Here is a 23,700-nt window from a genome sequence, read left to right as displayed (position 1 = left end):
ATTAAAATCCGCGTTTATGTCCAACACTACTATGACAAGACACACAACTTAAACTTTTATCATTGTGTGGATTTGTACTTGCATTAATGGCCACAGCTGCAAATTCACTATGACAACGAATACAATTTTCTTGTACCATTTGTTTGCTTTTTTCATTAGCACTTAAATTTGTTGGCAATTCATCAAGTTTAAAAGTAAAAGCATAAGCGTGGCCTAAACCACTTTCAGTTTTAGCAACCCATTTATCAATAAAACTATGAGGTAAATGACAATCAGAACAGGTTGCTCTTGGTTCTCCTGCTACTTTTTTAGAATGAGGAGCAGCCAAATAGTCGTTATAAACTTGATTCATAATATGACAGTTATTACAGGATTCACTTGCATTACTCAAGTAAGAGGTACCTTTTGCATTATAAAAAGTATAAAAACCTGTAGCAAAAAATACAAAAAGTAAAATAAGAAAAATACTAAAAAAATCAAAATTCTTTTTTTCTTTCATAATACTTCCTCCAAATTTACAAAACTGACAATGACGAAAATAAAATATATCATAAAAATATTTAATATTATTTTAAGGATATATTTACTCTTATTTACTTTATTTCACAAAATAAAAAAAGTTTTTCACAATCTACAAATTATCTCTTGATAATAAGTGCTTATTTATTGTCAAATCATATAATACATTCAAAAACAAGGAGAGCAAATGCAAACACTTCCACATATGTTTTTAAACAGAGAACTTTCTTGGCTTCGCTTCAATTCTCGTGTTTTAGATCAATGTTCTAAGAATTTGCCCTTGCTTGAAAAGTTTAAATTCATAGCTATTTACTGCACCAATTTAGATGAATTCTATATGATACGTGTTGCGGGACTAAAACAACTTTTTTCAGCAGGTGTGAATGCAAGCAACAGCGATGAGCTTACGCCTTTAACACAACTTAAAGAAATTCGTAAATACTTGCACAAGGAGAAAGAAAAATTAGAAAAATATTTTACAGACATTACAAAAGAGCTTGAAAAAGAAAATCTCTTTATCAAAAGCTATGAAAATTTAGATTCAAATTTACAAGCCAAATGCGATGAATATTTTTTTTCTAATATCTTTTCTATCATCGTACCTATCGCAGTTGATGCAACACACCCTTTTCCACATCTAAACAACCTTTCTTTTTCTTTAGCAGTAAAAATTTGTGATAAAAAACATCCTGATATTATCAGATTTGGAATGATACGAATCCCTCGTGTCCTACCTCGCTTTTATCAAGTGAGTTCAAACACTTATGTGCCTATAGAAAGTATAGTTCATCAACATACAGAGGAAATTTTTCCCGGTTATAAACTCTTAAGTTCAGCAAGTTTTCGAGTTACTAGAAATGCAGATATACATATAGAAGAGGAAGAGGCTGATGACTTTATGATGATACTTGAACAAGGTTTAAAACTTCGTAGAAAAGGAGCTTTTGTACGTCTTGAAATTCAAAAAGGTGCTGATGAACAAATCGTCGAATTCCTCAACACTCATATGAAAATTTTTCATAAAGATGTGTATGAATATGGAATTTTTCTCAACCTTTCAAGTTTGTGGCAAATAGTAAATAATAAAGTTTTCACACATTTATTAAGCCCTTTATATACACCAAAAACTCTTCCTCCTTTTAATGAAAATATCTCTATTTTCGAAGCAATCAATAAAGAAGATGTATTGATTTTACAACCTTTTGAAAGCTTTGATCCTGTGTATCAGTTTATCAAACAAGCAAGTAAAGATCCTGATGTCATTTCTATAAGAATGACACTTTATAGAGTTGAAAAGAATTCAAATATTGTCCAAGCTTTAATCGATGCTGCAAGTGATGGCAAACAAGTTACTGTTATGGTAGAGCTTAAAGCGAGATTTGATGAAGAAAATAACTTGCATTGGGCAAAGGCTCTTGAAAATGCAGGAGCGCATATAATCTATGGTATTACAGGTTTTAAAGTCCATGCAAAAATCTCTCAAGTCATACGCAAAGAGGGTGAAAGATTAAAATTCTATATGCATTTGAGCACAGGAAACTATAACGCAAGTAGTGCAAAAATCTATACTGACGTGAGTTATTTTACAAGCAAGGCAGAATTTGCAAGAGACAGTACAAGTTTTTTTCATATACTTTCAGGCTTTAGCAAAAACAGACACCTTCAAACTCTTTCAATGAGCCCACATCAAATTAAAGAAAAAATTTTAGAAATGATAGCCAAAGAAAGCTCTAAAGCAAATGAGGGAGTCATTGTTGCAAAGATGAATGCACTTGTTGATTCTGACATCATCAAAGCTCTTTATAAAGCTTCAAGTCAAGGAGTCAAGATTGACTTAATTGTACGTGGAATTTGCTGCTTAAAGCCGCAAAATGCTTACAGCCAAAACATTCGCGTACGAAGCATTATAGGTAAGTATTTAGAACACGCAAGAATTTTTTATTTTAAACACACTCAACCGCATTATTTTATTTCAAGTGCGGATTGGATGCCACGCAATTTAGAACGAAGGCTTGAACTTATGACTCCCATCTTCGATGAAAGAAGTAAAGCTAAACTTGCACAAATTCTTCGCTTACAATTAAGCGATACTGCACTTGCATATGAACTTGACGGTCAAGGTGAATATCACAAAATCATTGCAAAACAAGATGAAAAAATACTTGATTCCCAACAGGTTTTAGAAGAATATGTAAGTGAAATCTATAAAACTCTTAAAAAGATGCAGATCAAAGCCGTGCAACCCATTTAGCCTCTAAACTCTTTGAGGAAAATTAATTTGATTTGTGTTTCATAAGCTTTAAGAAAAGGCATATGCCAAAATGCTTAACACAATACAAAGAGGATTTTTCTAGAAATCAGTAATTATATTTTTGATTATAAATACAAAATCAAAAATATAATTGCATTCAAGCAGTCTTTTTTTAACAAATTATTAGTAGAGCGGTTGAACAGAAATTTCTACTAGAATGAAATCTGAATATCAAAATCTTAAGTTTAATAGCTTCTTATCAAATATAATTAAAGTGATTTGACAAGTCATAATAAATACAAAACTTGTTTAAAATTCTTATAAAAAATTACTGTATTATATTTTCACAACAAATTAAGGTTAAAAACAATGAGAAAAATCCTTTTTGTATGTTTAGGAAATATTTGCCGCTCTCCTATGGCTGAATTTGTAATGAGAGATTTACTGATAAAAGCTAAATTACAAGACAAATTTGAAGTTTTGAGTGCTGGAACTTCGGGTGAGCACAATGGTGAACAAATGCATTATGGTACAAAAAAAATACTCAATGCCCACAACATACCTAGCACTCCTTTTCGCAGTCAAAAACTTACTCAAAAACTTTGCGATGAAGCAAATTATATCCTTACTATGGACAATTCAAATTTCAACAATGTAATGAAAACTTTTAACAATATACAAAACAAAATTATCAAATTTGGCTCTTTTACAAAAGAATTGCATTACAATGAAGTACCTGATCCTTGGTATAGCGGTGATTTTGATGAAAGCTATACGATTATTTCTCACGGATGTGTGAAACTCTTAGAAAAAATCCAAAAAGAATTATAAAAATATTCGCTAAAGAAATTTTCTGCTTTTATTCTATTTTTGTACGGTAGTGCAAAGCCATATGTAAAGAGACTACATCCACATTTTCCAAAGTAATTCCATTTGGAATACCTTGTGCGATTTTACTGAATTGAAGTTTCAAATCTTTCAATTTTTCCTCTACGAAAAAAATAGTTGCATCAGAACTCACGCTATGCGTCAAGGCAAAAATAATCTCTTTACACTCTTTTTTTTGTATCATTTGACGAAGTTTTAAAACTTTTTCCTCACTTAAATCGTCAAGAACAAAATACAAACCCTCATAACTTCCACTTTCTTCAATAGTTAAAACATCTTTTGGACTTTCAACTATACATATACTCTCTTTACATCTTTGCTCATCGCTACAAATTTCACAAAGCTCATTTTCACTTAATGCCCCGCATTCCTGACAAGGTTTAATAAAACGCAAAGCATTTTCTATACTATGAGCAAGCTTCATTCCCTCAAGCTGATTGCCCATACAAATATGATAAGCCAAGCGAATAGCTGTTTTTTTTCCGATTGTAGGTAATTTCGCAAAGCTTTCTACAAGCTCATTAAATTTTTCTACCCCCTTGCTCTTCATTGTTCTTTAAAACAAACCTTGAAACAATGTTTATTATCTTCATAAGTATAGAGGAATTTAAAATTATGAAGTTTGCAAACTTCAGAAACAATATAAAGTCCTAAACCCATTCCTTGAACTTGTTGCTGCTTTTCGCGAGTAAAAGCTTCAAAATAGTATTCTATAGGTTGAGCTAAAACCTTGCCGGGATTTATTATTTTAAAACACGTATCATCACAATAAAGCTCACACTTACCTGTACTTGAATATTTTAAAGCATTATCAATCAAATTTTTTACAATCAAAGAAAAAATTTCAATATCTACTTTAATAAAAGGATTCTCACGTAAATCTACCTTTACTAAAACATTAAAATCGTCTCTCATTAAATATTTCTTTGCTTCTTGAAGTATAGTGCTAAATCGATTCGCTTTAATATGTAAATTATAATTTTTTGAAAAAAGGTTTTCAATCTTTGCAAATTCATTAATAAGCGAATCCATTCCTAAAAATATATTAGAAAGTCTCTTTCTTTGTTTTTCATCTTGTATCATTTCAGTAACAATTCTTCCTTTGCCTATGGGTGTTTTAAGCTCGTGCATAATAGTACGTAAAAAAAGCTGTCTTGATTTGACAAGTTCTTGATTCTTTTTCAAGGTTTTCTCAAATTCTAAGGCAATCTCTGCTATTTCGTGTTCTTTATAATTTTTCGAGCTAAATTGTCCCCCTTGTGTTACACTTAAAACCTGTTGTCGCAATTTTTTCAAAGGCGATAAGAATTTAAGAATTGAAAAGTATATAAAAATAACTACAATAAAAAAGCTTACAACCAAAACAATATGCAACTTACTTCTAGAAGTTTTCTCAAATAAACCTTCAAAACCCTTGCATTGAACATCAAAATATAAATTATCTAAATACATTAAAGAAGAGAGTATGCAAAATTCACCATCTCTACGAAAAATCAATTGACTTTGTTCTCGTATAGTCTCTATAAGCTGCGAATCTTGTAGCATTGCAAAACCGCTGTTTTTAAGATAAATCTCTATATCTTTACCCAAAGAATGCTCATAAGCACCAAGTATGCTTTTAATCAAATTCTCTTGTCTAAAACTCTCTTCTTGTCTATGAGCAATAGACTCCATTTTTAACAGTACAATAAAAAAAACACAAACTAAGAAAAAAACAACGACAAATAAGATAATTAATTTTGTATAAATAGAATAATTTTTCGTCATCCTATTAATTTATACCCTATACCTCTTACAGAAAAAATATGCTTTGGGGATTTAGAACTATCTCCTATCTTAACTCTTAAACGACCTATAATAACATCTAAGCTTTTTGAGTCTTTATCTTTTAAACTCTTGCAACGACTCACAAGTTCTTCTCTTGAAATACTGTATCCGTGTTGTTCTATAAGATATTCTAAAATTTCATACTCTGCTGGAGTAAGCATTAAAACTTCATCTTTATAAGTTATTTCGTGCTTTCTTTCATCAATTTTAAAAACTGAATTAATATTCTCAATTTCTACACCACTATTAACTCTTTTTGCACGACGAACAAGACTCATAATCCTTGCATACATCTCTTTTGGATCATAAGGTTTTGGAAGATAATCATCAGCACCAATTTGAAGCCCTACAACTTTATCGCTTAAATCCCCTCTTGCTGAAGAAATGATAATAGGAATATTGCTTTTTTGTCTAATTTCTCTACAAACTTCTAATCCATCAACACCCGGCAAGGTTAAGTCCAAAATTAAACAGTCATAATGTTGCATTTGGATACTCGCTATAGAATTTGGATTCTCAAAATTCGTAATTTTGATATTAAATTGAGCCAAATACTCAGACAACAATTGTGAAAAATCAGAATCATCCTCAATCATCAATACATTAACCATTTTTCCTATATCCTTCCATTGAGCGAATTTTTAGAAAATTAACATAATTTTATTTAAATTATGATAAATTATTATTTTTAAATTTTCTGCTCAAAAGCAATGAAGGAATAATGGTGGAATTAAGTTACTACGAAATTTTAGAAATCACACAAAACGCTGATAAAGATACAATAAAAAAAGCATACCGAAAACTTGCCCTCCAATATCACCCCGATAGAAATCAAGGCAATAAAGAAGCTGAAAATAAATTCAAGCTCATTAATGAAGCATACGAAATACTCAGCGATGAAAAGAAAAGGGCTCTCTATGACAGATATGGAAAAGAGGCCTTGAAAGGCAATTCAAGTGATTTTGGAGGTTTTTCTGATTTTAGTGATTTAGGCGATATTTTTTCAAGTTTTTTTGGTGGAAATTTTGGAACAAAACGTGAAAAAAAAGGTTTTAATGAAAAATTCAATGCTGACTTTGCTATCAATTTAAAATTAAGTTTCAAAGAGGCAATTTTTGGATGTAAAAAAAATCTTGAATTTCATTATAAAAGCTCTTGCAAAACTTGCAATGCAACAGGAGCTAAAGATGCAAAATTACAAACTTGTACAAAATGTAAGGGTAGAGGACAAGTAGGAATACAACAAGGTTTCATCACTTTTTCTCAAACATGTCCTGATTGTCAAGGCAATGGAATGAGTATAGCTCAAAAATGTCCAGAATGCAAAGGTAAGGGATATGAAGAATCATTAGATAGTACACAAATCACCATTCCAGAAGGTGTCGATAGCGGAATGAATTTAAGAGTAAGCGGAAAAGGAAATATTCTTAAAAATGGTACTAGAGGGGATTTGTATGTAAAAATTATCGCTGATGAAGATGCAACTTTTATACGAGATGATGAAGATATTTATATAGAATTTCCTATCTTCTTTACTCAAGCCATTCTTGGACAAAGCATAAAAGTACCTACAATACGAGGCGAAGCACTTCTTCACTTGCCAAAAGGAGCTAAAGATGGGCAAAGATTTGTTTTAGAAAATGAAGGAGTAAAAGATGTACATTCCTCGCGTATAGGCAATCAAATTGTACAGATTGCAATTAAATTTCCTGATACATTAAATGAAGAACAAACACAACTCTTAGAAAAACTAAGCGAAAGTTTTGGCATTGAAGATGGAATGCACCAAGAACAAAAAGGATTCTTTGAAAAAATAGCAGCTTGGTTTAAAACTTAAAAAATAACAGAAAAATTCTTAAGCTTCGTGTTTCCAATGTAGCACAAAAGTGCTGCCTTGATTTTGCCTTGAAGAACAAGAAAGTTCTAAATTGTTTTTATCACAAATTTGCTTTACCAAAGAAAGCCCTATGCCAAATCCTCCTTGATCTGTATTAAACCTTGTATAACGTTCAAAAATATGTTGTATATTTCGTTTTGAAATCCCGCACCCTTCATCACTAATACTAAAAAAATTATACCCTGTCTCTATATAAATTTTTCCACCTTTCTTATTGTATTTAATAGCATTGCTTAAAAGATTATCTAAGAGTTTAGAAAGCTCGACTTTACTCATTGTAATACTTACTTTTTCACCAAATTGCAAATGCAAATGAAGTTTCTTTTGCAGAAAGAAAAGATTAAAATACTCTAATCTCTCCTTAAGAAGTTGATTGAAATCAAATGTTTCCTTCTCACTTGAAAGAGTATTTGGGAAATTTGAAAAAACAAGATCAGAATACACTTGCTGAAGAGTCTTTGCAGCAAGTTTAATACGAGCAAATTTTACATCTTTATGTAAAGTATTTTGACGCTCAAGTTGTTCTATACTCATCAAAATCACACTTAAAGGGGTATTGACTTCGTGAGTGGAATCCTTAATAAAACGATTTAATGTGCTAATTTTGTCTTCTAATGGTCTAAGAGCAATTTTTACAAGAATAGAGGCAATTATTCCAAAAACCAAAAAGGCAAATATAATAAAAAATAAAAGCTTCAGTCGAATCCAAAGCAAATCTTTGCTTACATTCTCACCCTGTATAAGCACATTAAGCTCCGCACTTGTATCAAAATTCTCTTCTTTATCGTTGTATCCTAAAAAATATTCGCTTATTCTTAAAGGAGCAACAAAAAATACCGTGTTTTCATAAATTCCACTCCCATTAAAATCAATTTTTATCTTGGAAAAATCAAAAGACAAATTATCAAAGATAACATCGTGTTTATCAAATATCGCAAATTTTAAATCAAAACTTTTTGCGATATTTTGAGCGCTTTGTGCAAGTGGAATGAAACGCGAATTAATTATGTTTATTACAATATTTCTATGAAGGTCTTTTAAATCAGTACCTTTAAAAAGTACTAATTCTTCATAAAGTTTTTCATACCATAATGTAAAAAAGATGGACAGAAAAATTCCTGTTGTAGTAAGATAAATAAAAAGAATCTGTCGTATGACTTTTTTAGCCATAACAGTATCCTCTGCCCCTTTGATTGACTATTTTATCTTTACCTAAAATTTTACGTAAATTTTTTACATAAGTTCTAACACTAAGTTCGCTAGGCTCTTCATCATATTCCCAAAGCTCATTAAAAATTCGTTCTGTGCTTAAGAAAGTATTTTTATTACGCAAAAAAAGAGTTAAAAGCTTTAATTCTTTGCTTGAAAGTACCAAAGCTTTATCGAAATGGTAAAGAATCTTTGAGGTAAGAGCAAATTTAAAGCCATTGCCTAAATCTTCATAATCCTCATTTTTATGTGAAAAAGCCCTTTTCAACAAGGACTGCACACGAATAGCAAGTTCAGCTAATTCAAAAGGTTTGCGTATATAATCATCACAACCAGAATCAAAACCTTGTTTTAAATCATCAGTTGTATTTAAAGAAGTTATAAAGATAGCGGGGGTATTTTTTCCTAAATTCCTAAGCTCTTTAAGCACTGAAAAACCATCACCTAAAGGGACTTTTACATCCAAGATCCAAAGATCAAAATGCTTCTCATAAGCAAGTTCTAAAGCCTCTTTTGCATTTTCGCAAACGCTTAATTCATACCCTTCCTCATTTAAAAATTCTTCTATAATTTCACTCAAACTTATATCATCTTCAAGCAAAAGAATTTTCGTTGCCATCTTTACTCTTTCTTATTTAAAAATGCTACAAATGATGAGATGTATTGTATCAAATTATTTTTTTATTGACAATTATAAAATTTTTATGAAAGGCGGTAAAGTAATGAAAAAATAAATGCGGTACAATGGCTCCGGATGTAGGATTCGAACCTACGACCAATCGGTTAACAGCCGACTACTCTACCGCTGAGCTAATCCGGAATAAAAATGTGATTATATTGTAATTTGTGAATTTTGTCAAGCTTAAACAATGGCTAAACTCTGTAAAATTTCACTCCTGCCAAATCAACCATTTTTACTGCTCCACTTTCAAAAAGTTTCTGCACAATTTTTTTAGATTTAGGACTCAATTTCATTTCAATATCCAATTCGCTTTGAGGTCGCAAATGAAACATTTTTAAAAGCTCATCTTCCGTAAAATCAATTTTTTGTTCATTTAAATATCTCTTAGGCAATAACACAGGCACACAATCAATACATAAAGCCAACTCTTTTAATCTTTCCTCGCTCACAGCTTTTACAGGATAGGCGGGTGGGCGATCTATGGTGCTTATATCAACACGAGTCGGGGCTATAACACTAAGAGCTTCATTAAGTGCATTAAATTCAATTTCATTGTCGTTTATTCCTGCAACAACTAAAATTTCCATAACAAGCTCTCCCTTAAATTCCATTCGAAATTCTGCCATTTTCTCTATCATTAAAGACAAATCAATGCTTCTTAAAGCTTTATCTATACGGTGAAAAGTTTTACTAATCGCACTATCAAGACTAAATTTTACAACATCAATATCAAGTAAAGTTTTAAATTTGAATTGATCAAGCACAGCTGTACCGTTACTTAAAATGAGAATTTTTTTCTTATGTAAAAGAGTTTTCAAAGCATAAACAAGTTCTTTTAAATGTGGATACAAACTTGGCTCACCATTTGCTGTAAGAGTAAGATAATCAAAAGCTATACCTTTTTGAAGTGCTTCTTTAACTTCTTTGACAATCTGTTCTACGCTTACAACTTCATCTTGCATTCTGACAGGTTTTGCTCTAACAAGCTCACAATAGACACAATCGAAATTGCATTGTTTTTTCAAAGGACTCAAATCAACACCCAAAGAAAGTCCAAACCGCCTTGAACTCACAGGTCCAAAAAGAATTTTCACCGCTGCGAACTCTCTTTTACAAGTTTGACAAAATACCGTACATTTTCAACAGGAACATCAGGTAATATTCCGTGTCCGAGATTAAAAATATGTGGTTTACCCTTCATTACTTGTAAAATCGACTCTACACTTTCTTTAATAGCTTTTTTTTCATATAAACGACAAGGCTCCATATTGCCTTGTAAAGTATATTTATGTGAGAGTTGTTTTGAAGCAAGTTCAAGTGGGGTACTCCAATCAACTCCAAAAACATCAAAATTACCATTAATTCTTTCCAAATAACCACTTATTCCTTTAGGAAATAAAATCACAGGCACTTCAGGAAATTTCGCTTTTAAAAAATCGCTTATTTCAAGCATATAAGCAAAAGAAAATTCAAAAAATTTTTCACATTCTAAGGCATTTGCCCAGCTGTCAAAAATTTGTACAGCATTCGCACCTGCTTTTATTTGTTCAAGTAAATAGAATTTCAAAACTTCAGTCAGTTTTCGTAAAAGAAGATGTGCAAATTCAGGATTTTGATAGAGAATTTTTTTTGATTTCGCGTAATTCTTACTCCCTTTTCCCTCAAGCATATAGGTTGCAATAGTCCAAGGGCTTCCACAAAAACCTATTAATGCTTTCTTAGGACTAAGCTTTTCGCGTGTAAGCTTTAAAGCATCATAGACATAATGTAAATTATCAATTGCTTGAATATCATCAAGTTTTTGCAACTGCTCATAGGTGAGTATAGGTTCTTCAAAAACAGGACCTTCACCTTTCTCAAAACGTAAATTCATCCCCATTTCCAAAGGTACAACTAAAATATCTGAAAAAATAATAGCAGCATCAAAATCTAAAATTTCAACAGGTTGCAAACTTACTTCAGCAGCTTTTTTATAATCTTTACATAAAGAGATAAAATCCCCTGCACTTTGCCTAACTCTCATATATTCAGGCAAATAACGTCCTGCTTGACGCATCATCCACACAGGTGTATAAGCAGTACTTTTCCTCAAGCAAGCATCAATAAAAACCATATTTTTCCTTTTTCATTCTGTAAAAATTATAGCAAGCTTGTGCAAATTATAAACTATTCCCTTATGCATTCATAGCATCAATAGCAGTAAAAAGCTTGTTAAGAAAATTCTCCTCACTTCTTTTTACCATATCTTGTCTCATTTTTTGTTGGGCATAAGAGATAAAATTGTCTTTTGCTACTCCAAGATTGAGATCTTGATTTGAAAATCGACTTTGCTTTGCATTAGACTCTTTCTCTTTAATATCATTAATATATGCTTCAAATTCATCAATAAAAATGCGTTTGTTCTTGAGCGGAATAGAATTAAAAAATGTGTTTGTGTTCTTGTTATCTACTTGCATACTCTCTCCTTATATTTTTACAAAAAGCAAAAACTATTCCGTTTTATACTTTTGTATTCTAAATTTATCCTTAGCAAAAAGCACACTGAACAAAAGTGCAGGAAGTATAAAAAACGCTGAAAACAAAGCATTCAACTCTATACCAAAAAAAGCTAAAACCAAACCACCTATAAAACTTGCAAGCGCTATGCCTACATTAAAAGAAGCTTCATTAACACTTACTGTGCTGTCAATAACCTTATAACTATATCTTTTAGCCTTTATAAAACCTAATGCTTTTAAAGCTGGAATACTAGAAAAAGCAAAAAAACCCATAAATGCGATAGAACAAAGCACAGTAATTTTTGAATTCTGAGTCAATAAAAAACTTAAGAATACTGCAACTTCGATACTTAAAATCAGACGCAATGCGACAATGGCTCCAAATTTATCAACCAATTTACCTCCCCATAAATTTCCACAGATGGCAAAGATTCCATATAAGAGTAAAATATAAGCTGTATCCTGCACTTCAAAACCACTAAGTTCTACAAGTAGTTTTTGCAAATAAACATAGAGTACAAATTGTGCCCCACAAGCACAAATAGTGATTATATAAGTTTTCAGTAGATTTGGATGTTGAAAAGCCAAAAAGAGATTTTTTACACTCATTTGATTTGAATGAAGATTTTTTGGCAACATATACCATATCCCAAAAAAGGCACAAACTGTTAAAAGACAAAGGAGTAAAAAAATAAACTTAAAACCAAAATAGTGTCCTATAAAAGTCCCCAAAGGCACTCCCGTTACAAGTGCAACTGTAAGTCCTGTAACCATTATAGCTAAAGCACCTGTTCTTTTCTCATATGGAGCAATTGTGCTGACAACTAAAGTGGCGATAACAAAAAACACACCGTGTTGCGTTCCCGCAATAAAACGAGCAAAAGCACTGAGGTAAAAATTTGTACTAAGAAAAATAATTAAGTTGGCACAGGTAAAAATACCAAGATTTATCAAAAGTTGAATATGTCGAGCAAAACGACTTAAAGGGATAGTTGCTAAAGGCGCTCCAAACATTATACCTAAAGCATACAAAGTTGTAAGATACCCCGCAGTTTTTGTATCTACTTGAAAATACTTTTCAACATCTACCAAAACTCCAGCCATTACAAATTCAGTTACTCCCATACAAAATGCGCTTAAGGCTAAAATAAAGAGACTTTGTTTATAATTTTTCACCGCTACAAACCTTTCATATCATTTACGAAGAAAATATAGAGCTGTTTTTAAAGCTTGTTTATAACTTGCAGTACTTATCCCAGCATTTTTATACGCTTTATCATAAGCAGTTCCGTGATCAACACTTACGCGTATTATAGGGAGATTGAGACTTACATTGACACTTTTTTCAAAATACAAAGCTTTTAAAGGAGCTAAAGCAAGATCGTGATACAGAGCCACTAAACGATTGCATTGCTTTAAACTTTCTTTCGTAAAGGCTGTATCAGCTACAAGTGCAGAGGGAAGATATACTCCACAAGCACCAAATTCACTTTTTAAAGCATTTTGCAATTTTTTACTTTTTAAAGCTTTTTTAAGCAAGTTTTCTTGAGTAAGTTTATGAGTATGTAAAAATTTTGTACTTTTCAAAGAATGGATATAAGCATTAGCAAATTCTATCGCTTCTTGAATTATTATTTCTTCTTCTCCACCTATAACGCCATAATCTCCTGCGTGAGGATTGAATGCTAAAACTCCAATTTTTTCAAAGCCTGTTTGGATATGAAAATCTATTAAAAATTGACTTAAAGTCTTAAATCTAATAACAGAACTCACTTTTCTCAAAGGCATATGTTCAGTAAAAAGACCTATAAAAAGTTCTTTACAGCCAAGCATCATAATAGCATCTTTTTGAAAGAAATGCCTCAAAGCATCTGTATGCCCTTTAAAGCTTATTCCACCAAGCTCCCAAGCTTTTTTATGTACAGGAAGAGTTAAGAGAGCCTGTGCTTTGTTTGCACAGACAAAACGCAAAGCTGCTTCAAAACTAAGATATGAATAAAGCCCACTTTTCATATCAATTTGTGAAGGTTTAAGCTCCAATTCATCTTCAAACTCAAAACTCAAATCACTTTGAAAAGAGTACAGAGTATAGTTTTCTCGACAACAGAGCTTTATAAATTTCTCTTTTCCTTTACCAAACTCTACTAAATTAGCATTCTTAAAAGGCAAATTTAAAAGTTTGAGAGCTTTTTGCAGTATTATATAATGGATAAAATAATACGGTTCGCAAAATTGACAGAAAAAAGAATGAGAACGTATAGCAATTTCAAGCCCTATGCCGTTTATATCACCTATACTAATAGCTATTTTCGGTTTTTGCATCTCTTCTAATCAATTCTTTCATCTCTTCAATAGCTCTTGAAAGTCCTACAAAAACAGCTCTTGCAACTATACTCTGACCTATGTTTAACTCACAAATTTCTTCAATAGCTACAAGAGTTGCAACATTCTTATAATTCAATCCGTGTCCAGCAGCCACTTTCAAGCCTAAATCATACGATTTTTGCGCACATTCTTTGATTGTATCAACTTCCTTGCGGAGTTGAATTTCAAGCTCTTTACGAGGAAGACGCAATTTTTCAATCGCATAAGGAGTTTGTAAAATATTACTATAAAGTGCGTTATACAAATTCGCATAATGACCTGTATGTAGTTCTATAAAATCTGCACCTAAATCAAAAGCTCTTTGCACATCTTCAGGATTTGGATTCACAAAAAGTGAAAATTCTATACCCGCGCTGTGAATTTTTTTTATGCTTGATTTGAGTTTCTTATGATTGAGATTCAATCCTCCTTCAGTAGTTAGTTCTGCTCTTTTTTCAGGAACAAAAGTAACACGTGCAGGTTGAAGTTCACAAGCAAGACGAAGAATCTCATCATTAATAGCACATTCTAAATTCAAAGGAATCTTGCAAAAATGTACAATATTTCTTAAATCTTGTTCTTGTATATGACGGCGGTCTTCTCGTAAATGCAAAGTAATTTGATCGCATAATTTCGCAGCTAAAAAAGCAGCTTCTAAAACATCTGGGTCATTCACTCTTCTAGCTTCTCTTAACACTGCAATATGGTCAATATTGACACCTAAAAACATTATGTTTCCTTTGATATTTTTTGTTATTATACTGAATATTGTAACAAGGAAAAGTAATGTTAGGCATAGATATTGGTTCAAACACTCTTAGGGCTGTGTTAATGGATAAAAAACTGAATAAAAAGGCTGAATTTGAGTTCATAATCACAGCAGCAAAAAATTTAGACTACGATGGGAAAATAGGAGAAGAAGCTGTTGAAAAACTCAAAAATGCTCTTACAATTCTAAGCAAACACTACAAGCTCTCCTCTGCCATTGCCCTAGCCACAGCAGCTTTTAGAAAAGCAAGCAATACAAAAGAAATTCTTAACAGCCTCTACAATGAATTTGGTATTACTATACAGGTTATCGATGCACAAACTGAAGCACAATTGAGTGTTTTGGGAATGCAAACAGCTCTTAATAGACTTGGTATATATGGCGATTTTGCTTTTTGTGATTTAGGTGGAGCTTCTTGCGAATTCTCTTTTGCAAACCATTATACAAGCTATGATTTTGGCATTGTTCGTTTTTATGAAAAAATCAAAACACAAATAAAAAACACACAAGCAAACACGAAGCTAAAGAAAAACAAAAAATACATTGCTTGCATCAAAAGACTCAAAGACAAAAAAACAAAACTGCATTTTTTACTCAATGATACAAGACTTAAAATCATCGCCTTACAAGCCTTTGAAGAAGTAAAAAACCTAAAAAAAGCGCTACAAGCAAGTAAGAAAAAATACATAGTGCTTAATTCAGGAGTACCTACTACTTTATGTGCTTTAAAGCTTGGCTTAAATTATGAAAATTACGAAGCAAAAAAAATCAATGGAATGAGACTCAATACAAGGGATTTTCTTTATTATGGAGTACAACTTTGGAATATGAGTGAAAAAGAAGCACAATACATAGTAGGCAAAACTCGAAAAAACTATTTGGTAGCAGGTTGTTTTTTACTATTTGCTTTGTTTGAAAATCACAAACTCATAGTCGTCGATGAAGGATTAAGAGAGGGTATTTGTAAAGCTGCGATTGAAAAAAAGCAAATCAATACATTCCTCTTTGAAACTTAATATTACAATTTTGCAAATTCAAAAAAATGGAATTTTTCATCAAAATTAAAAAAAAGGATTTTAGCTTGACTCAACAAATTCTCATAATGCTTTTTATTGTTAAAGTATTGATTTATAAGTTCTTCAAAACCAAAATCAATCAAAGCTGTATTTTGTTTTTGAAAATGTAAAAGTGTAAAATTATACTCCTCAATTAGCTTGAGTAAATGAGTAAAATTAACATTATATGTAAGATCACTCTTGCCAAAAAACTGCTGCAAAGATACTTCAAAAAAATTAAAAACTTGGTGTTGGTGATACAAACGAAGACTAAAATCGTAAGGCTTCAAAACCCCATAATCAAAACTGGCAAAAACAAATTTTTGACAAGCCTTATCTAGCTGTGCAAAAAAATTCTCAAGCTCAATACTCAATTCTCCTTTGAAAAGCTCTAAAGATTCACATCTTTGTTTCAGATTCTGTTCTAAAGGTTTAAAAGAAAGGTGAAAATCCTCAACAAAAGCCATTGTGCCATTATCAATTAATTCTACTGAAAAACTATCAAAAAGCTCATTACAGAAGAAAAAAGCGTTTGAAAATTGACACTCTTGTAAGGATTTTCTATGGTGAAATTCTACTCCCAAAAGCGTCTTTTTTTGTAAAGTACGAAGTTTTTTGTGAGGTTCAATAATAAAAAAATCAAGATATTGAAAAATTTCAGGACGAAATTCAAGCAAAGCCTTTAAAAAATCGCGACTCAAATACGCTTCGTTAGCTCCTATCTCAACTATTTGCAACGGTGGTGTAAGAATTGCTTTATCTATAAGATGTAAAAAATGCTTTGCTAAAAGAGTACCAAAAAGCTCTCCAACACTTACTGTTGTAAAAAAATCCCCTTTTCTTCCTATATTTACAGCATTTTTATAGTAATTCTTATGAAGCCAAGAAGTAAAGAACTGACTAAATTTCATTAAAAAGCAAATTAAATTTAGCGATAAAATCAAGAGGATCGACTTGTTTTAAAGCAACTATAATTCCAAAATGCAAATGTGGCCCACTTGCTCTACCGCTAGCCCCGCTAAGTCCTATTATTTGACCTTTATGCACTTGTTGTCCTACCTTGACATTAAGCTTTGAAAGATGATAGTACTGCGAATAAATTCCGTATCCGTGATCAATGACAATAGAACCACCCGCATAATAACGTTCTTTTGCAAGTACAACTACTCCAGAATTAGCCGCTTTAATAGCAGTCCCTATTTTTGCACGAAAATCAATACCGCTGTGATAACTTGTTATAGAATTATTAAAAACTCTAGCTTTACCATAAGCACTTGTAATTTTACTCTCAAGAGGTAATTGAAAAGTTCCATTAAATAAGGCTTTTTGAGTATAGTTCTTATAAAGAGCACTAGTTTCTTGTGCTTCTTGTGTGATACGTTCTTGTGCAGTCTTTGGAGGAAAAACCTTTTCTACCTGTACTTGAATGGTTTCACTTGTATAATTGCCTTCTTGAGTATAAATCATAAAATTCTCTTTTTTGTTCGTATGGACAATTGTAATAGTACTTTTTTTTGGAGGATTTTTATAAGGCAAAGAAAAAAGACTTACAAGCTTTTTATCATTGTTTGGATGAGGAAAAACATTAAGTTTTTTATCGCCGTTTTTTACCTCTATAAAATCTTTTTTTTCAAATTCTAAAAATAAAGTCTGACCTTTAACAAGCTCTAATGGTGTTTGAGCAAAAGCAAAAAAACAAATGAAAAATAAAGAAATGCAAATTCTCATAGACGCAATTCTTTAATATCAGCAATTTTTAAAAATTCTTCATAAATAGTTAATACCAAAGCCTCTCGGTTATTTTTAAGTCTTTCATCATCAACATTAATCATAACAGAATTAAAAAAATCATCAATATAAGGCTTTAAACCAAATAAATTTTCAAGTCTCTGTGCAACATTATGCGCTTGCAAACTTTGTAAAAAAGCTGTATAAAGTTTTTTTTCAGCCTCTTCAACAAAAAGTTTTTCATCAAGTGTTTGTGATGATTTTTGTACAATATTTGCAAGTCGTTTGAAAGTACTGCATTTTTCATTAAAATCATCTTTTTGACTAAACAAAGCCAAAGTCTTGATACTCTCATCAATAAAAAGTATATCAGTATTTTTTGAGTGCAATACCGATGCAATAAAACTTGAATTCAGCTTATAAAAGGTATGGAGTCTTTCAAAAATAAAATTCTCCAAAACTTCTAGTTCAAAGTCTTTATATAAGGTTTTTGCTTGTAAAAGTACTTTGTGCAAATCAAAACTTTTTCCTAAAGACAAAACAATTTTTAAAACTCCATTTGCAGCTCTACGCAAAGCATAAGGATCTTTTGTGCCACTTGGAATTTTTCCTATACTAAACAATCCCATCAATGTTTCAAGTTTAATCGAAAGAGCAACAAGACTTGAAAGCAAAGTGCTTGGTAAAGCCGAATGCTCCGAATTTGGCAAATACTGCTCTCTTATAGCCAAACAAAGCTCGTCAGAAAAACCTAAAGCTTTTGCATAATAACTTCCCATAATACCCTGTAAATCGGTAAATTCATAGACCATTTGTGTTGTCAAATCAGCCTTTGCATACTCAAGAACCTTGCTTACAATTTCAAAATCAGCAAATTCATAGTTTTCACAGAGTATTTTTGCAAAATAAAGCTCCCTTTGTATTTTATCACTCATAGTCCCTAAACCTTCCAAATAGGTTATGTTTGAAAGTTTTTCAGGGGAAAGACCGTTGTGCAAGTCATTTTGATAAAAAAACATCCCATCGCTTAATCTTGCACGTAATACCCTTTCATTGCCGTGTATAATTTTAGAATAATCCTCACACACTGCATTGCTTATAACTATAAAATGATTGAGTAAGTTCTCATTGTTTGTAACAGCGAAATACCTTTGATTTTCGCGCATAGAAGTGATGATAACTTCACTTGGAAGTTTAAGAAATTCACTCTCAAAAGTGCCTAATAAAGCTGTTGGATACTCGGTAATAGCTACAAGTTCAGCCAAAAGACTTTCATCCTTAAGCACGGTAAAACAATGTTTCTTTTCTAAATCTCTTATTTCGTTTTCAATTTTTTTCTTCCGTTCCTCTTGGTCTAAAAGAATGTAGTTTTGTTTCAAAATGTCAAAATACTCTTTAGCATTCCCAAAAGTTTTGCATTCATAACTTATACTTCTATGTATAAAAGTTTTTTTTGCACTTTGCACCCCATACATTTCAAACTCAACTAAAATATCATTCAACACACAAACCATACTACGTATAGCACGAATAAATTCGAAAGTATGCACGCCCCAACGCATACTTTTACCAAAATTCAGGCTCTGTAAAAATTTTTCTATCATTTGAGGCAAAAGTACAACGCTTTCTTTCCCTTTTACAACTTTATTATAATACAAAACTTCCTTGCCTTTTAGCTCTTTAAAAGTAATTTCATTTTCGCTAATTTGAGCCTTTTGTAAAAAAGCTTTTCCCGCAGAAGTTAAAGCACCCTTATGAAAAGCTATATCTTTAGGAGCACCAATAAATTCTACCATACGATCTTTTTGTTTCAAAGGAAAATCATTATGAAAAAAAACAAGACGTCTTGGGGTATAATAAAAATGAAAATTGCTTTTCAAGCCATATTCTTCAAGGACAAAAGACCATTTTTTCTTTATATTTGCAAGCTCTTGTAGTAAAGGAATTGCTGGAAGTTCCTCTGTGCCGATTTCAATTAATAATTCACTCATTCTTACTTTCTTTAGTTTTTATTAATATTTTGATTGTAACGAAATTTTAATTAAAAAAAATTATAAGTATTTTTCAAGCAAGGCTTTTAAACCTTCTGCGCTGTTAAATTCATCATCTTTTATTTCTTTTTCATACCAACGTGCATTATAGTAGCTAATCTTAGCATTCAAAGCACATTCTCTGTCTTTTTGACTGTCGCCTATAAAAACAGAATGATGATATTTTGCCTGTTTTTGCAAAAAATGAAGCATTTGAGGATCAGGTTTTGGCTTCATCTCATCACTCACACCTACAACTGCATCAAAAAAAAGCAAAATATTATGCTTTTTTAAGATTCTTGAAAGCGAACTTTGCGGGGCATTAGTTGCAAGAGCCAAAAAACACTGTTTATGCTTTAAAAATTCTAAAAGCTCTTTCACACCTTCAAACAACTCGACACTTTCATTATAATGTTTGATGAAATACTCTTCAAAACCATTCTTAAAACTTGAATGTTCAAAATCATCAATATTATAAAATTCTTTTGCCCAATCAACACCCGGAGTATTAATTGTATATAATATATGCTCTCGTGAAAGTTCAGGCAAATGCATAAGTTGCCTTATTTCATTCACAGCAGCAACTATGGCTCTTGCACTATCAATCAAAGTACCATCCATATCAAAAAATATATTAATCATTCATAATCCTTCAGATACTTTTTATATTTTTGTTCTTTTTTACTATAATTTTTCATCTTATGAAAAGAATTTGCAAGATTTATGAGTTCAGCCCTCTCCTTGGAAAAATCTAAACAAGCTTTTACAAAATTTTCTAAGGCTTTTGTAGAGGCAGAATGTAAAGGGAGATTTAAAGAATGTTCAAAAATGATAGCGTTTTTTTGCATTCTTTTTTGAAATTCCTCTTTATCAAAATTTTCCTTTTTCAAAATACAAAGAGCAGTATAAGCGAATTTTTCTAACTTCCTCAAGTACCTCACGCGTAAATTTTTCTCTTTATCTTTTTTCATTGTAAAGCTTTAATTTTTATGAATACGGCATTCTAGAGCCTCTTGCACAAGCTTTGTTGCCAAAACTTTTTCAGAAGGTACAATGCGTAAATTTTCACTTATATTTGAAAAAAGAATTTTTTGGGCATTAGCATTCATATGCACTATTATATCAATAGGTGTAGCAAAACCTTCTAAAATCTGACACAACATTTCAAGTTTTGCTTCATTGCTTATAGTGATGATAACAACTGCACATTCCTCTATATTTGCGATTTTAAAGGTCTCTTCTTGAGCTGCATTAGCAAAAACCACATTTTCACCTCGACTTCTTCCAAGCTCAACCAAATTCAAATCACTTTCTAAAGCAAGATAAGGCACTCCTGTATTTTTAATCTTTTGCACCACTTCTTGCCCTAAACGACCATAACCAAAAATAACTAAATGATTCTTAAGTTTTGAAATTTCACCAAAATTTTGAGTCAAATTTGAATTTAAAGTCATATCCTCAACAACATTAGCGATTTTTCGTATATTATTTAGCACAAAGGGTGTCAGCATCATCGTTATAATAGAAACAAGTATAAGAATTTGTGCTGTGTTTATATCTATCATTTTTTTTGATTGTAAAAGTGAAAAAATAACCAAAGAGAATTCCCCGACTTGAGCTATACTAAAAGCAGTTTTTAAGGCAACTTTCTTTTTATTGTAACAAGATAAAAAGACAAACACTATACCAAATTTTAAAGAAGTGATAAGGAAGGTTAAAAGAACGATAAGAAACCAATTTTGAAAAACTATTTCAAATTGAATCTGCATTCCAATTGTTACAAAAAAGAAACCTAAAAGTAGATCTCTAAAAGGAATTAAATCGGCTTCAATTTTATGTCTGTAATTTGTTTCGGCTATCAAAACTCCAGCAATAAAAGCTCCAAGTGAATATGAAAAACCAAAATTGTAAGCCAAAAAACTTGACCCTATCACTATAAAGAGAATAGTTAAAATAAAAATTTCTTGAGAAGAAGAACGTATAACAAAGTGAAAAATTCTATCAATCAAATACTTGCCTATAAAATACAGCAAAGTGAGTAATATACAAGCTGAAAGCAAGGTGGTAAGTACGAGCTGTATGATATTTTTATCAGTAGAAGAAAAAATATCAGCAAGAAGCAGTAATGGAATAACAGCGAGATCCTGAAAAATCAATATTCCTAAAACTTTTCTGCCATAATGTTCTTTAATATCTCCATTATCGTTAAGAATTTTTAAAACGACAGCTGTTGAAGAAAGAGCAAGTGCAAAACCCACAACAATAGCACTTTTACTTGCAAAACCTAAAAGAACCATTACAAGTAAGGTACAAATAAAACCACACAAAAGCATTTGCAAAGATCCATTTAAAAACACTTCTTGTTTCATAGCCATTAAATGTTTAAAAGAAAATTCAAGCCCTATAGTAAACATCAAAAACACTATACCAAATTCAGCTATGTGTGAAAGCTCTGCATTGCCGTTAAAATCATAAACTTGAGAAATAAGAATACCTGTAATAATATAACCTATAATGCTAGGAATTTCAAATCTCTTAAAAATAACATTAAGAACAATAGCACTTGTAGCAGCAACTAAGAAAATTCCTAAAAAATTATCCATTAATTTTTCTCATAAAAAATCAAATCAAAACTATTTTTATGTTTGATTACAGCTTTTGAAGCAAGTCCTCCACTTTGTTGTTTGCTAAGTTCTAAACGAAGCTCATCTATTAAATTTTCAAATTCGTGCAACTGATTTTTAAGTTTTAAAATCACATCAACGCCAGCCAAATTAATCCCCATATCTCGAGTTAAACGTAAAATAAGTTTGATTCTATCAATATCTCTTTGAGAATACAATCGAATTTTACCATCTGTCCTGCTTGGTTCGACCAAACCTTCTCTTTCATACTGCCTTAGAGTTTGAGGGTGTATGCTAAGTACTTTAGCTACAACACTAATCAAATAAACAGGTTCATCATAATTATGCTGCATTTTAATCCTTTGGTAAATTTTTTTCTAAATTTTCAAGTAATTTCGAGTCTAAGTCGCTCGTATTTGGCAAAACCACATTTAAAGTTAAATACATATCACCATAAATATCACTTTTACGATTTTGCACTCCATAACCCTTAAGACGAATTTTTTGTCCATTTTTTGAATTTGGTAAAACACTCAATGTAACCTCTTTCTTTTCAGGTTTTAAAGTAGCAATGGTAATCTTTCCTCCAAAAAGTGCTGTTCGTAAAGAAATATTTAACTTGCGAAAAAGATCATCATCTTCTCTCTCATACAGCTCACTTTCTGTTATTTTAACTTTGACGATGAGATCTCCTCTTTTTCCACGCACAACCTTACCTTTATTGCGAATACGGAGTTTTTCTCCATCTTTTATGCCGTGTGGAATTTTAAATTTAATCAATTCTCCTTGAAAACTAAAACTATGTTCTCCGCCAACAACAGCTTTTTCAAAAGAGATGACTAATTCAGCATTAAGATCTAAATTCTCCTCATCAAAACCCCCAAAACCACTGCTAAAACCTTTAGAGCTAAAACCTGAACGTGAAGTACCGCTAAAACCTGAACTAAAAAGATCGCGCAGAATATCGTCTAAATTCATTCCTTGAGTATTTCTCGAAAAATCTTGAAAACTCTGTCCTCCAAAAATGGAATCTCCATATTGATCATATTGGGTACGTTTTTTTTCATCGCTTAAAATTTCATAAGCCGCATTAATTTCTTTGAATTTTTCTTCTGCGCCTTTTTCTTTATTAATATCTGGATGATACTTTCTTGCAAGTCTGCGATATGCTTTTTTTATCTCATCTGTGCTCGCATTTTTATTTACGCCTAAAGTATCGTATAAACTATTATTCATTATTCTTATATCCTTGATGTTCTTAAATTCTTTAGATAATAATCAAAAATTATAACATAAACTTTAGCCTGTGTCAATCAAGTTTTATAAATTTTTTACACTCAAGTTCTCATTTACACTTTT

22 protein-coding genes, 1 tRNA gene and 2 pseudogenes are annotated in these 23,700 nt (G+C 31.4%); 4 read left to right on the top strand and 21 right to left on the bottom strand.

What is annotated here, in order from left to right; translation table 11 throughout:
• Nucleotide 1 precedes the first annotated feature (1 nt).
• Nucleotides 2-499 carry a cytochrome c nitrite reductase small subunit gene (gene nrfH / locus OQH62_RS01250; RefSeq protein WP_266012775.1) on the bottom strand — a complete coding sequence of 166 codons (498 nt, stop codon included), beginning with the start codon at nt 497-499 and terminating at the stop codon, nt 2-4.
• Between the two features lie 207 nt (nt 500-706).
• Here nrfH and OQH62_RS01245 point away from each other — a divergent pair.
• Both OQH62_RS01245 and OQH62_RS01240 read left to right on the top strand, forming a co-directional pair.
• Nucleotides 707-2,796: pseudogene (locus OQH62_RS01245) on the top strand (RNA degradosome polyphosphate kinase).
• Nucleotides 2,797-3,139: 343 nt separating this feature from the next.
• On the top strand, nt 3,140-3,601 hold the full coding sequence (locus OQH62_RS01240) for a low molecular weight protein-tyrosine-phosphatase (RefSeq protein WP_266012772.1): 462 nt from the start codon (nt 3,140-3,142) through the stop codon (nt 3,599-3,601).
• Nucleotides 3,602-3,629: 28 nt separating this feature from the next.
• On the opposite strand, the gene recR is transcribed toward OQH62_RS01240, so the two are convergent.
• From recR to OQH62_RS01225, 3 genes are read right to left on the bottom strand one after another with little or no spacing between them, the layout of a single operon-like run.
• Nucleotides 3,630-4,208 (bottom strand): recombination mediator RecR, encoded by a 579-nt coding sequence (gene recR, locus OQH62_RS01235; protein WP_266012769.1) that lies wholly within the window; start codon nt 4,206-4,208, stop codon nt 3,630-3,632.
• Entirely contained in the window at nt 4,205-5,425 is a 1,221-nt protein-coding gene (locus tag OQH62_RS01230) for an ArsS family sensor histidine kinase (RefSeq protein WP_266012766.1), read from the bottom strand. The genes recR and OQH62_RS01230 overlap by 4 nt, the downstream gene beginning before the upstream one ends.
• On the bottom strand, nt 5,422-6,096 hold the full coding sequence (locus tag OQH62_RS01225) for a response regulator transcription factor (protein WP_266012763.1): 675 nt from the start codon (nt 6,094-6,096) through the stop codon (nt 5,422-5,424). The genes OQH62_RS01230 and OQH62_RS01225 overlap by 4 nt, the downstream gene beginning before the upstream one ends.
• Before the next feature lie 113 nt (nt 6,097-6,209).
• Between OQH62_RS01225 and dnaJ the strand changes: the two genes are divergently transcribed.
• Complete coding sequence (gene dnaJ, locus OQH62_RS01220; RefSeq protein ID WP_266012761.1) at nt 6,210-7,322, top strand: molecular chaperone DnaJ; 1,113 nt, start codon at nt 6,210-6,212, stop codon at nt 7,320-7,322.
• An 18-nt stretch (nt 7,323-7,340) separates the two neighbouring features.
• Here dnaJ and OQH62_RS01215 read toward each other — a convergent pair whose 3' ends face one another.
• The 9 genes and pseudogenes from OQH62_RS01215 to OQH62_RS01175 form a co-directional block, all read right to left on the bottom strand.
• Nucleotides 7,341-8,552, bottom strand: coding sequence for a sensor histidine kinase (locus OQH62_RS01215; RefSeq protein ID WP_266012759.1), 1,212 nt, complete (start codon nt 8,550-8,552; stop codon nt 7,341-7,343).
• Complete coding sequence (locus OQH62_RS01210) at nt 8,545-9,210, bottom strand: response regulator transcription factor (protein WP_266012757.1); 666 nt, start codon at nt 9,208-9,210, stop codon at nt 8,545-8,547. The genes OQH62_RS01215 and OQH62_RS01210 overlap by 8 nt, the downstream gene beginning before the upstream one ends.
• 126 nt (nt 9,211-9,336) lie before the next feature.
• A tRNA-Asn gene (locus OQH62_RS01205) sits at nt 9,337-9,411 on the bottom strand.
• A gap of 53 nt (nt 9,412-9,464) precedes the next feature.
• On the bottom strand, nt 9,465-10,367 hold the full coding sequence (locus OQH62_RS01200) for a radical SAM protein (protein WP_266012755.1): 903 nt from the start codon (nt 10,365-10,367) through the stop codon (nt 9,465-9,467).
• The gene (hemE, locus tag OQH62_RS01195) at nt 10,364-11,386 is read right to left on the bottom strand and encodes a uroporphyrinogen decarboxylase (protein WP_266012753.1); all 1,023 of its coding nucleotides are present in this window, start codon (nt 11,384-11,386) and stop codon (nt 10,364-10,366) included. The genes OQH62_RS01200 and hemE overlap by 4 nt, the downstream gene beginning before the upstream one ends.
• Nucleotides 11,387-11,447: 61 nt before the next feature.
• Complete coding sequence (locus tag OQH62_RS01190; RefSeq protein ID WP_266012751.1) at nt 11,448-11,729, bottom strand: hypothetical protein; 282 nt, start codon at nt 11,727-11,729, stop codon at nt 11,448-11,450.
• A gap of 17 nt (nt 11,730-11,746) precedes the next feature.
• A pseudogene (locus OQH62_RS01185) lies at nt 11,747-12,947 on the bottom strand (MFS transporter).
• Between the two features lie 18 nt (nt 12,948-12,965).
• Nucleotides 12,966-14,093, bottom strand: coding sequence for a 4-hydroxythreonine-4-phosphate dehydrogenase (pdxA, locus tag OQH62_RS01180; protein WP_266012747.1), 1,128 nt, complete (start codon nt 14,091-14,093; stop codon nt 12,966-12,968).
• Complete coding sequence (locus tag OQH62_RS01175) at nt 14,068-14,865, bottom strand: pyridoxine 5'-phosphate synthase (RefSeq protein ID WP_266012745.1); 798 nt, start codon at nt 14,863-14,865, stop codon at nt 14,068-14,070. Before OQH62_RS01175 ends, pdxA begins: the two co-directional genes overlap by 26 nt.
• A gap of 56 nt (nt 14,866-14,921) precedes the next feature.
• Between OQH62_RS01175 and OQH62_RS01170 the strand changes: the two genes are divergently transcribed.
• Complete coding sequence (locus tag OQH62_RS01170; protein WP_266012743.1) at nt 14,922-15,920, top strand: Ppx/GppA family phosphatase; 999 nt, start codon at nt 14,922-14,924, stop codon at nt 15,918-15,920.
• Nucleotides 15,921-15,922: 2 nt separating this feature from the next.
• On the opposite strand, the gene OQH62_RS01165 is transcribed toward OQH62_RS01170, so the two are convergent.
• From OQH62_RS01165 to OQH62_RS01130, 8 genes are read right to left on the bottom strand one after another with little or no spacing between them, the layout of a single operon-like run.
• The gene (locus OQH62_RS01165; protein ID WP_266012740.1) at nt 15,923-16,870 is read right to left on the bottom strand and encodes an SAM-dependent methyltransferase; all 948 of its coding nucleotides are present in this window, start codon (nt 16,868-16,870) and stop codon (nt 15,923-15,925) included.
• Entirely contained in the window at nt 16,860-17,687 is an 828-nt protein-coding gene (locus tag OQH62_RS01160; protein ID WP_266012737.1) for a M23 family metallopeptidase, read from the bottom strand. The genes OQH62_RS01165 and OQH62_RS01160 overlap by 11 nt, the downstream gene beginning before the upstream one ends.
• Entirely contained in the window at nt 17,684-19,678 is a 1,995-nt protein-coding gene (gene glyS / locus OQH62_RS01155; RefSeq protein WP_266012734.1) for a glycine--tRNA ligase subunit beta, read from the bottom strand. Before glyS ends, OQH62_RS01160 begins: the two co-directional genes overlap by 4 nt.
• A gap of 60 nt (nt 19,679-19,738) precedes the next feature.
• Complete coding sequence (locus OQH62_RS01150; protein WP_266012731.1) at nt 19,739-20,359, bottom strand: HAD family hydrolase; 621 nt, start codon at nt 20,357-20,359, stop codon at nt 19,739-19,741.
• Nucleotides 20,356-20,688, bottom strand: coding sequence for a hypothetical protein (locus OQH62_RS01145; RefSeq protein ID WP_266012728.1), 333 nt, complete (start codon nt 20,686-20,688; stop codon nt 20,356-20,358). The genes OQH62_RS01150 and OQH62_RS01145 overlap by 4 nt, the downstream gene beginning before the upstream one ends.
• A gap of 9 nt (nt 20,689-20,697) precedes the next feature.
• Entirely contained in the window at nt 20,698-22,320 is a 1,623-nt protein-coding gene (locus OQH62_RS01140) for a cation:proton antiporter (RefSeq protein ID WP_266012725.1), read from the bottom strand.
• On the bottom strand, nt 22,320-22,694 hold the full coding sequence (locus OQH62_RS01135) for a heat shock protein transcriptional repressor HspR (RefSeq protein WP_266012722.1): 375 nt from the start codon (nt 22,692-22,694) through the stop codon (nt 22,320-22,322). Before OQH62_RS01135 ends, OQH62_RS01140 begins: the two co-directional genes overlap by 1 nt.
• Nucleotide 22,695: 1 nt before the next feature.
• Nucleotides 22,696-23,577, bottom strand: coding sequence for a J domain-containing protein (locus OQH62_RS01130; RefSeq protein ID WP_266012719.1), 882 nt, complete (start codon nt 23,575-23,577; stop codon nt 22,696-22,698).
• Nucleotides 23,578-23,700 lie beyond the last annotated feature (123 nt).

This window comes from Campylobacter sp. MIT 21-1684 (genome assembly GCF_026241315.1).
GTDB lineage: Bacteria > Campylobacterota > Campylobacteria > Campylobacterales > Campylobacteraceae > Campylobacter_D.
The sequence above is the reverse complement of the archived record's forward strand: the minus strand, read 5'-3'. Positions and strand labels throughout refer to the sequence as shown.

Coding starts and splice junctions, on each gene's coding strand:
- nrfH (WP_266012775.1), bottom strand. CDS start 499: ATGAAAGAAAAAAAGAATTTTGATTTTTTTAGTATTTTTCTTATTTTA.
- OQH62_RS01240 (WP_266012772.1), top strand. CDS start 3,140: ATGAGAAAAATCCTTTTTGTATGTTTAGGAAATATTTGCCGCTCTCCT.
- recR (WP_266012769.1), bottom strand. CDS start 4,208: ATGAAGAGCAAGGGGGTAGAAAAATTTAATGAGCTTGTAGAAAGCTTT.
- OQH62_RS01230 (WP_266012766.1), bottom strand. CDS start 5,425: ATGACGAAAAATTATTCTATTTATACAAAATTAATTATCTTATTTGTC.
- OQH62_RS01225 (WP_266012763.1), bottom strand. CDS start 6,096: ATGGTTAATGTATTGATGATTGAGGATGATTCTGATTTTTCACAATTG.
- OQH62_RS01215 (WP_266012759.1), bottom strand. CDS start 8,552: ATGGCTAAAAAAGTCATACGACAGATTCTTTTTATTTATCTTACTACA.
- OQH62_RS01210 (WP_266012757.1), bottom strand. CDS start 9,210: ATGGCAACGAAAATTCTTTTGCTTGAAGATGATATAAGTTTGAGTGAA.
- hemE (WP_266012753.1), bottom strand. CDS start 11,386: ATGGTTTTTATTGATGCTTGCTTGAGGAAAAGTACTGCTTATACACCT.
- OQH62_RS01190 (WP_266012751.1), bottom strand. CDS start 11,729: ATGCAAGTAGATAACAAGAACACAAACACATTTTTTAATTCTATTCCG.
- pdxA (WP_266012747.1), bottom strand. CDS start 14,093: ATGCAAAAACCGAAAATAGCTATTAGTATAGGTGATATAAACGGCATA.
- OQH62_RS01175 (WP_266012745.1), bottom strand. CDS start 14,865: ATGTTTTTAGGTGTCAATATTGACCATATTGCAGTGTTAAGAGAAGCT.
- OQH62_RS01170 (WP_266012743.1), top strand. CDS start 14,922: ATGTTAGGCATAGATATTGGTTCAAACACTCTTAGGGCTGTGTTAATG.
- OQH62_RS01165 (WP_266012740.1), bottom strand. CDS start 16,870: ATGAAATTTAGTCAGTTCTTTACTTCTTGGCTTCATAAGAATTACTAT.
- OQH62_RS01160 (WP_266012737.1), bottom strand. CDS start 17,687: ATGAGAATTTGCATTTCTTTATTTTTCATTTGTTTTTTTGCTTTTGCT.
- glyS (WP_266012734.1), bottom strand. CDS start 19,678: ATGAGTGAATTATTAATTGAAATCGGCACAGAGGAACTTCCAGCAATT.
- OQH62_RS01150 (WP_266012731.1), bottom strand. CDS start 20,359: ATGATTAATATATTTTTTGATATGGATGGTACTTTGATTGATAGTGCA.
- OQH62_RS01145 (WP_266012728.1), bottom strand. CDS start 20,688: ATGAAAAAAGATAAAGAGAAAAATTTACGCGTGAGGTACTTGAGGAAG.
- OQH62_RS01140 (WP_266012725.1), bottom strand. CDS start 22,320: ATGGATAATTTTTTAGGAATTTTCTTAGTTGCTGCTACAAGTGCTATT.
- OQH62_RS01135 (WP_266012722.1), bottom strand. CDS start 22,694: ATGCAGCATAATTATGATGAACCTGTTTATTTGATTAGTGTTGTAGCT.
- OQH62_RS01130 (WP_266012719.1), bottom strand. CDS start 23,577: ATGAATAATAGTTTATACGATACTTTAGGCGTAAATAAAAATGCGAGC.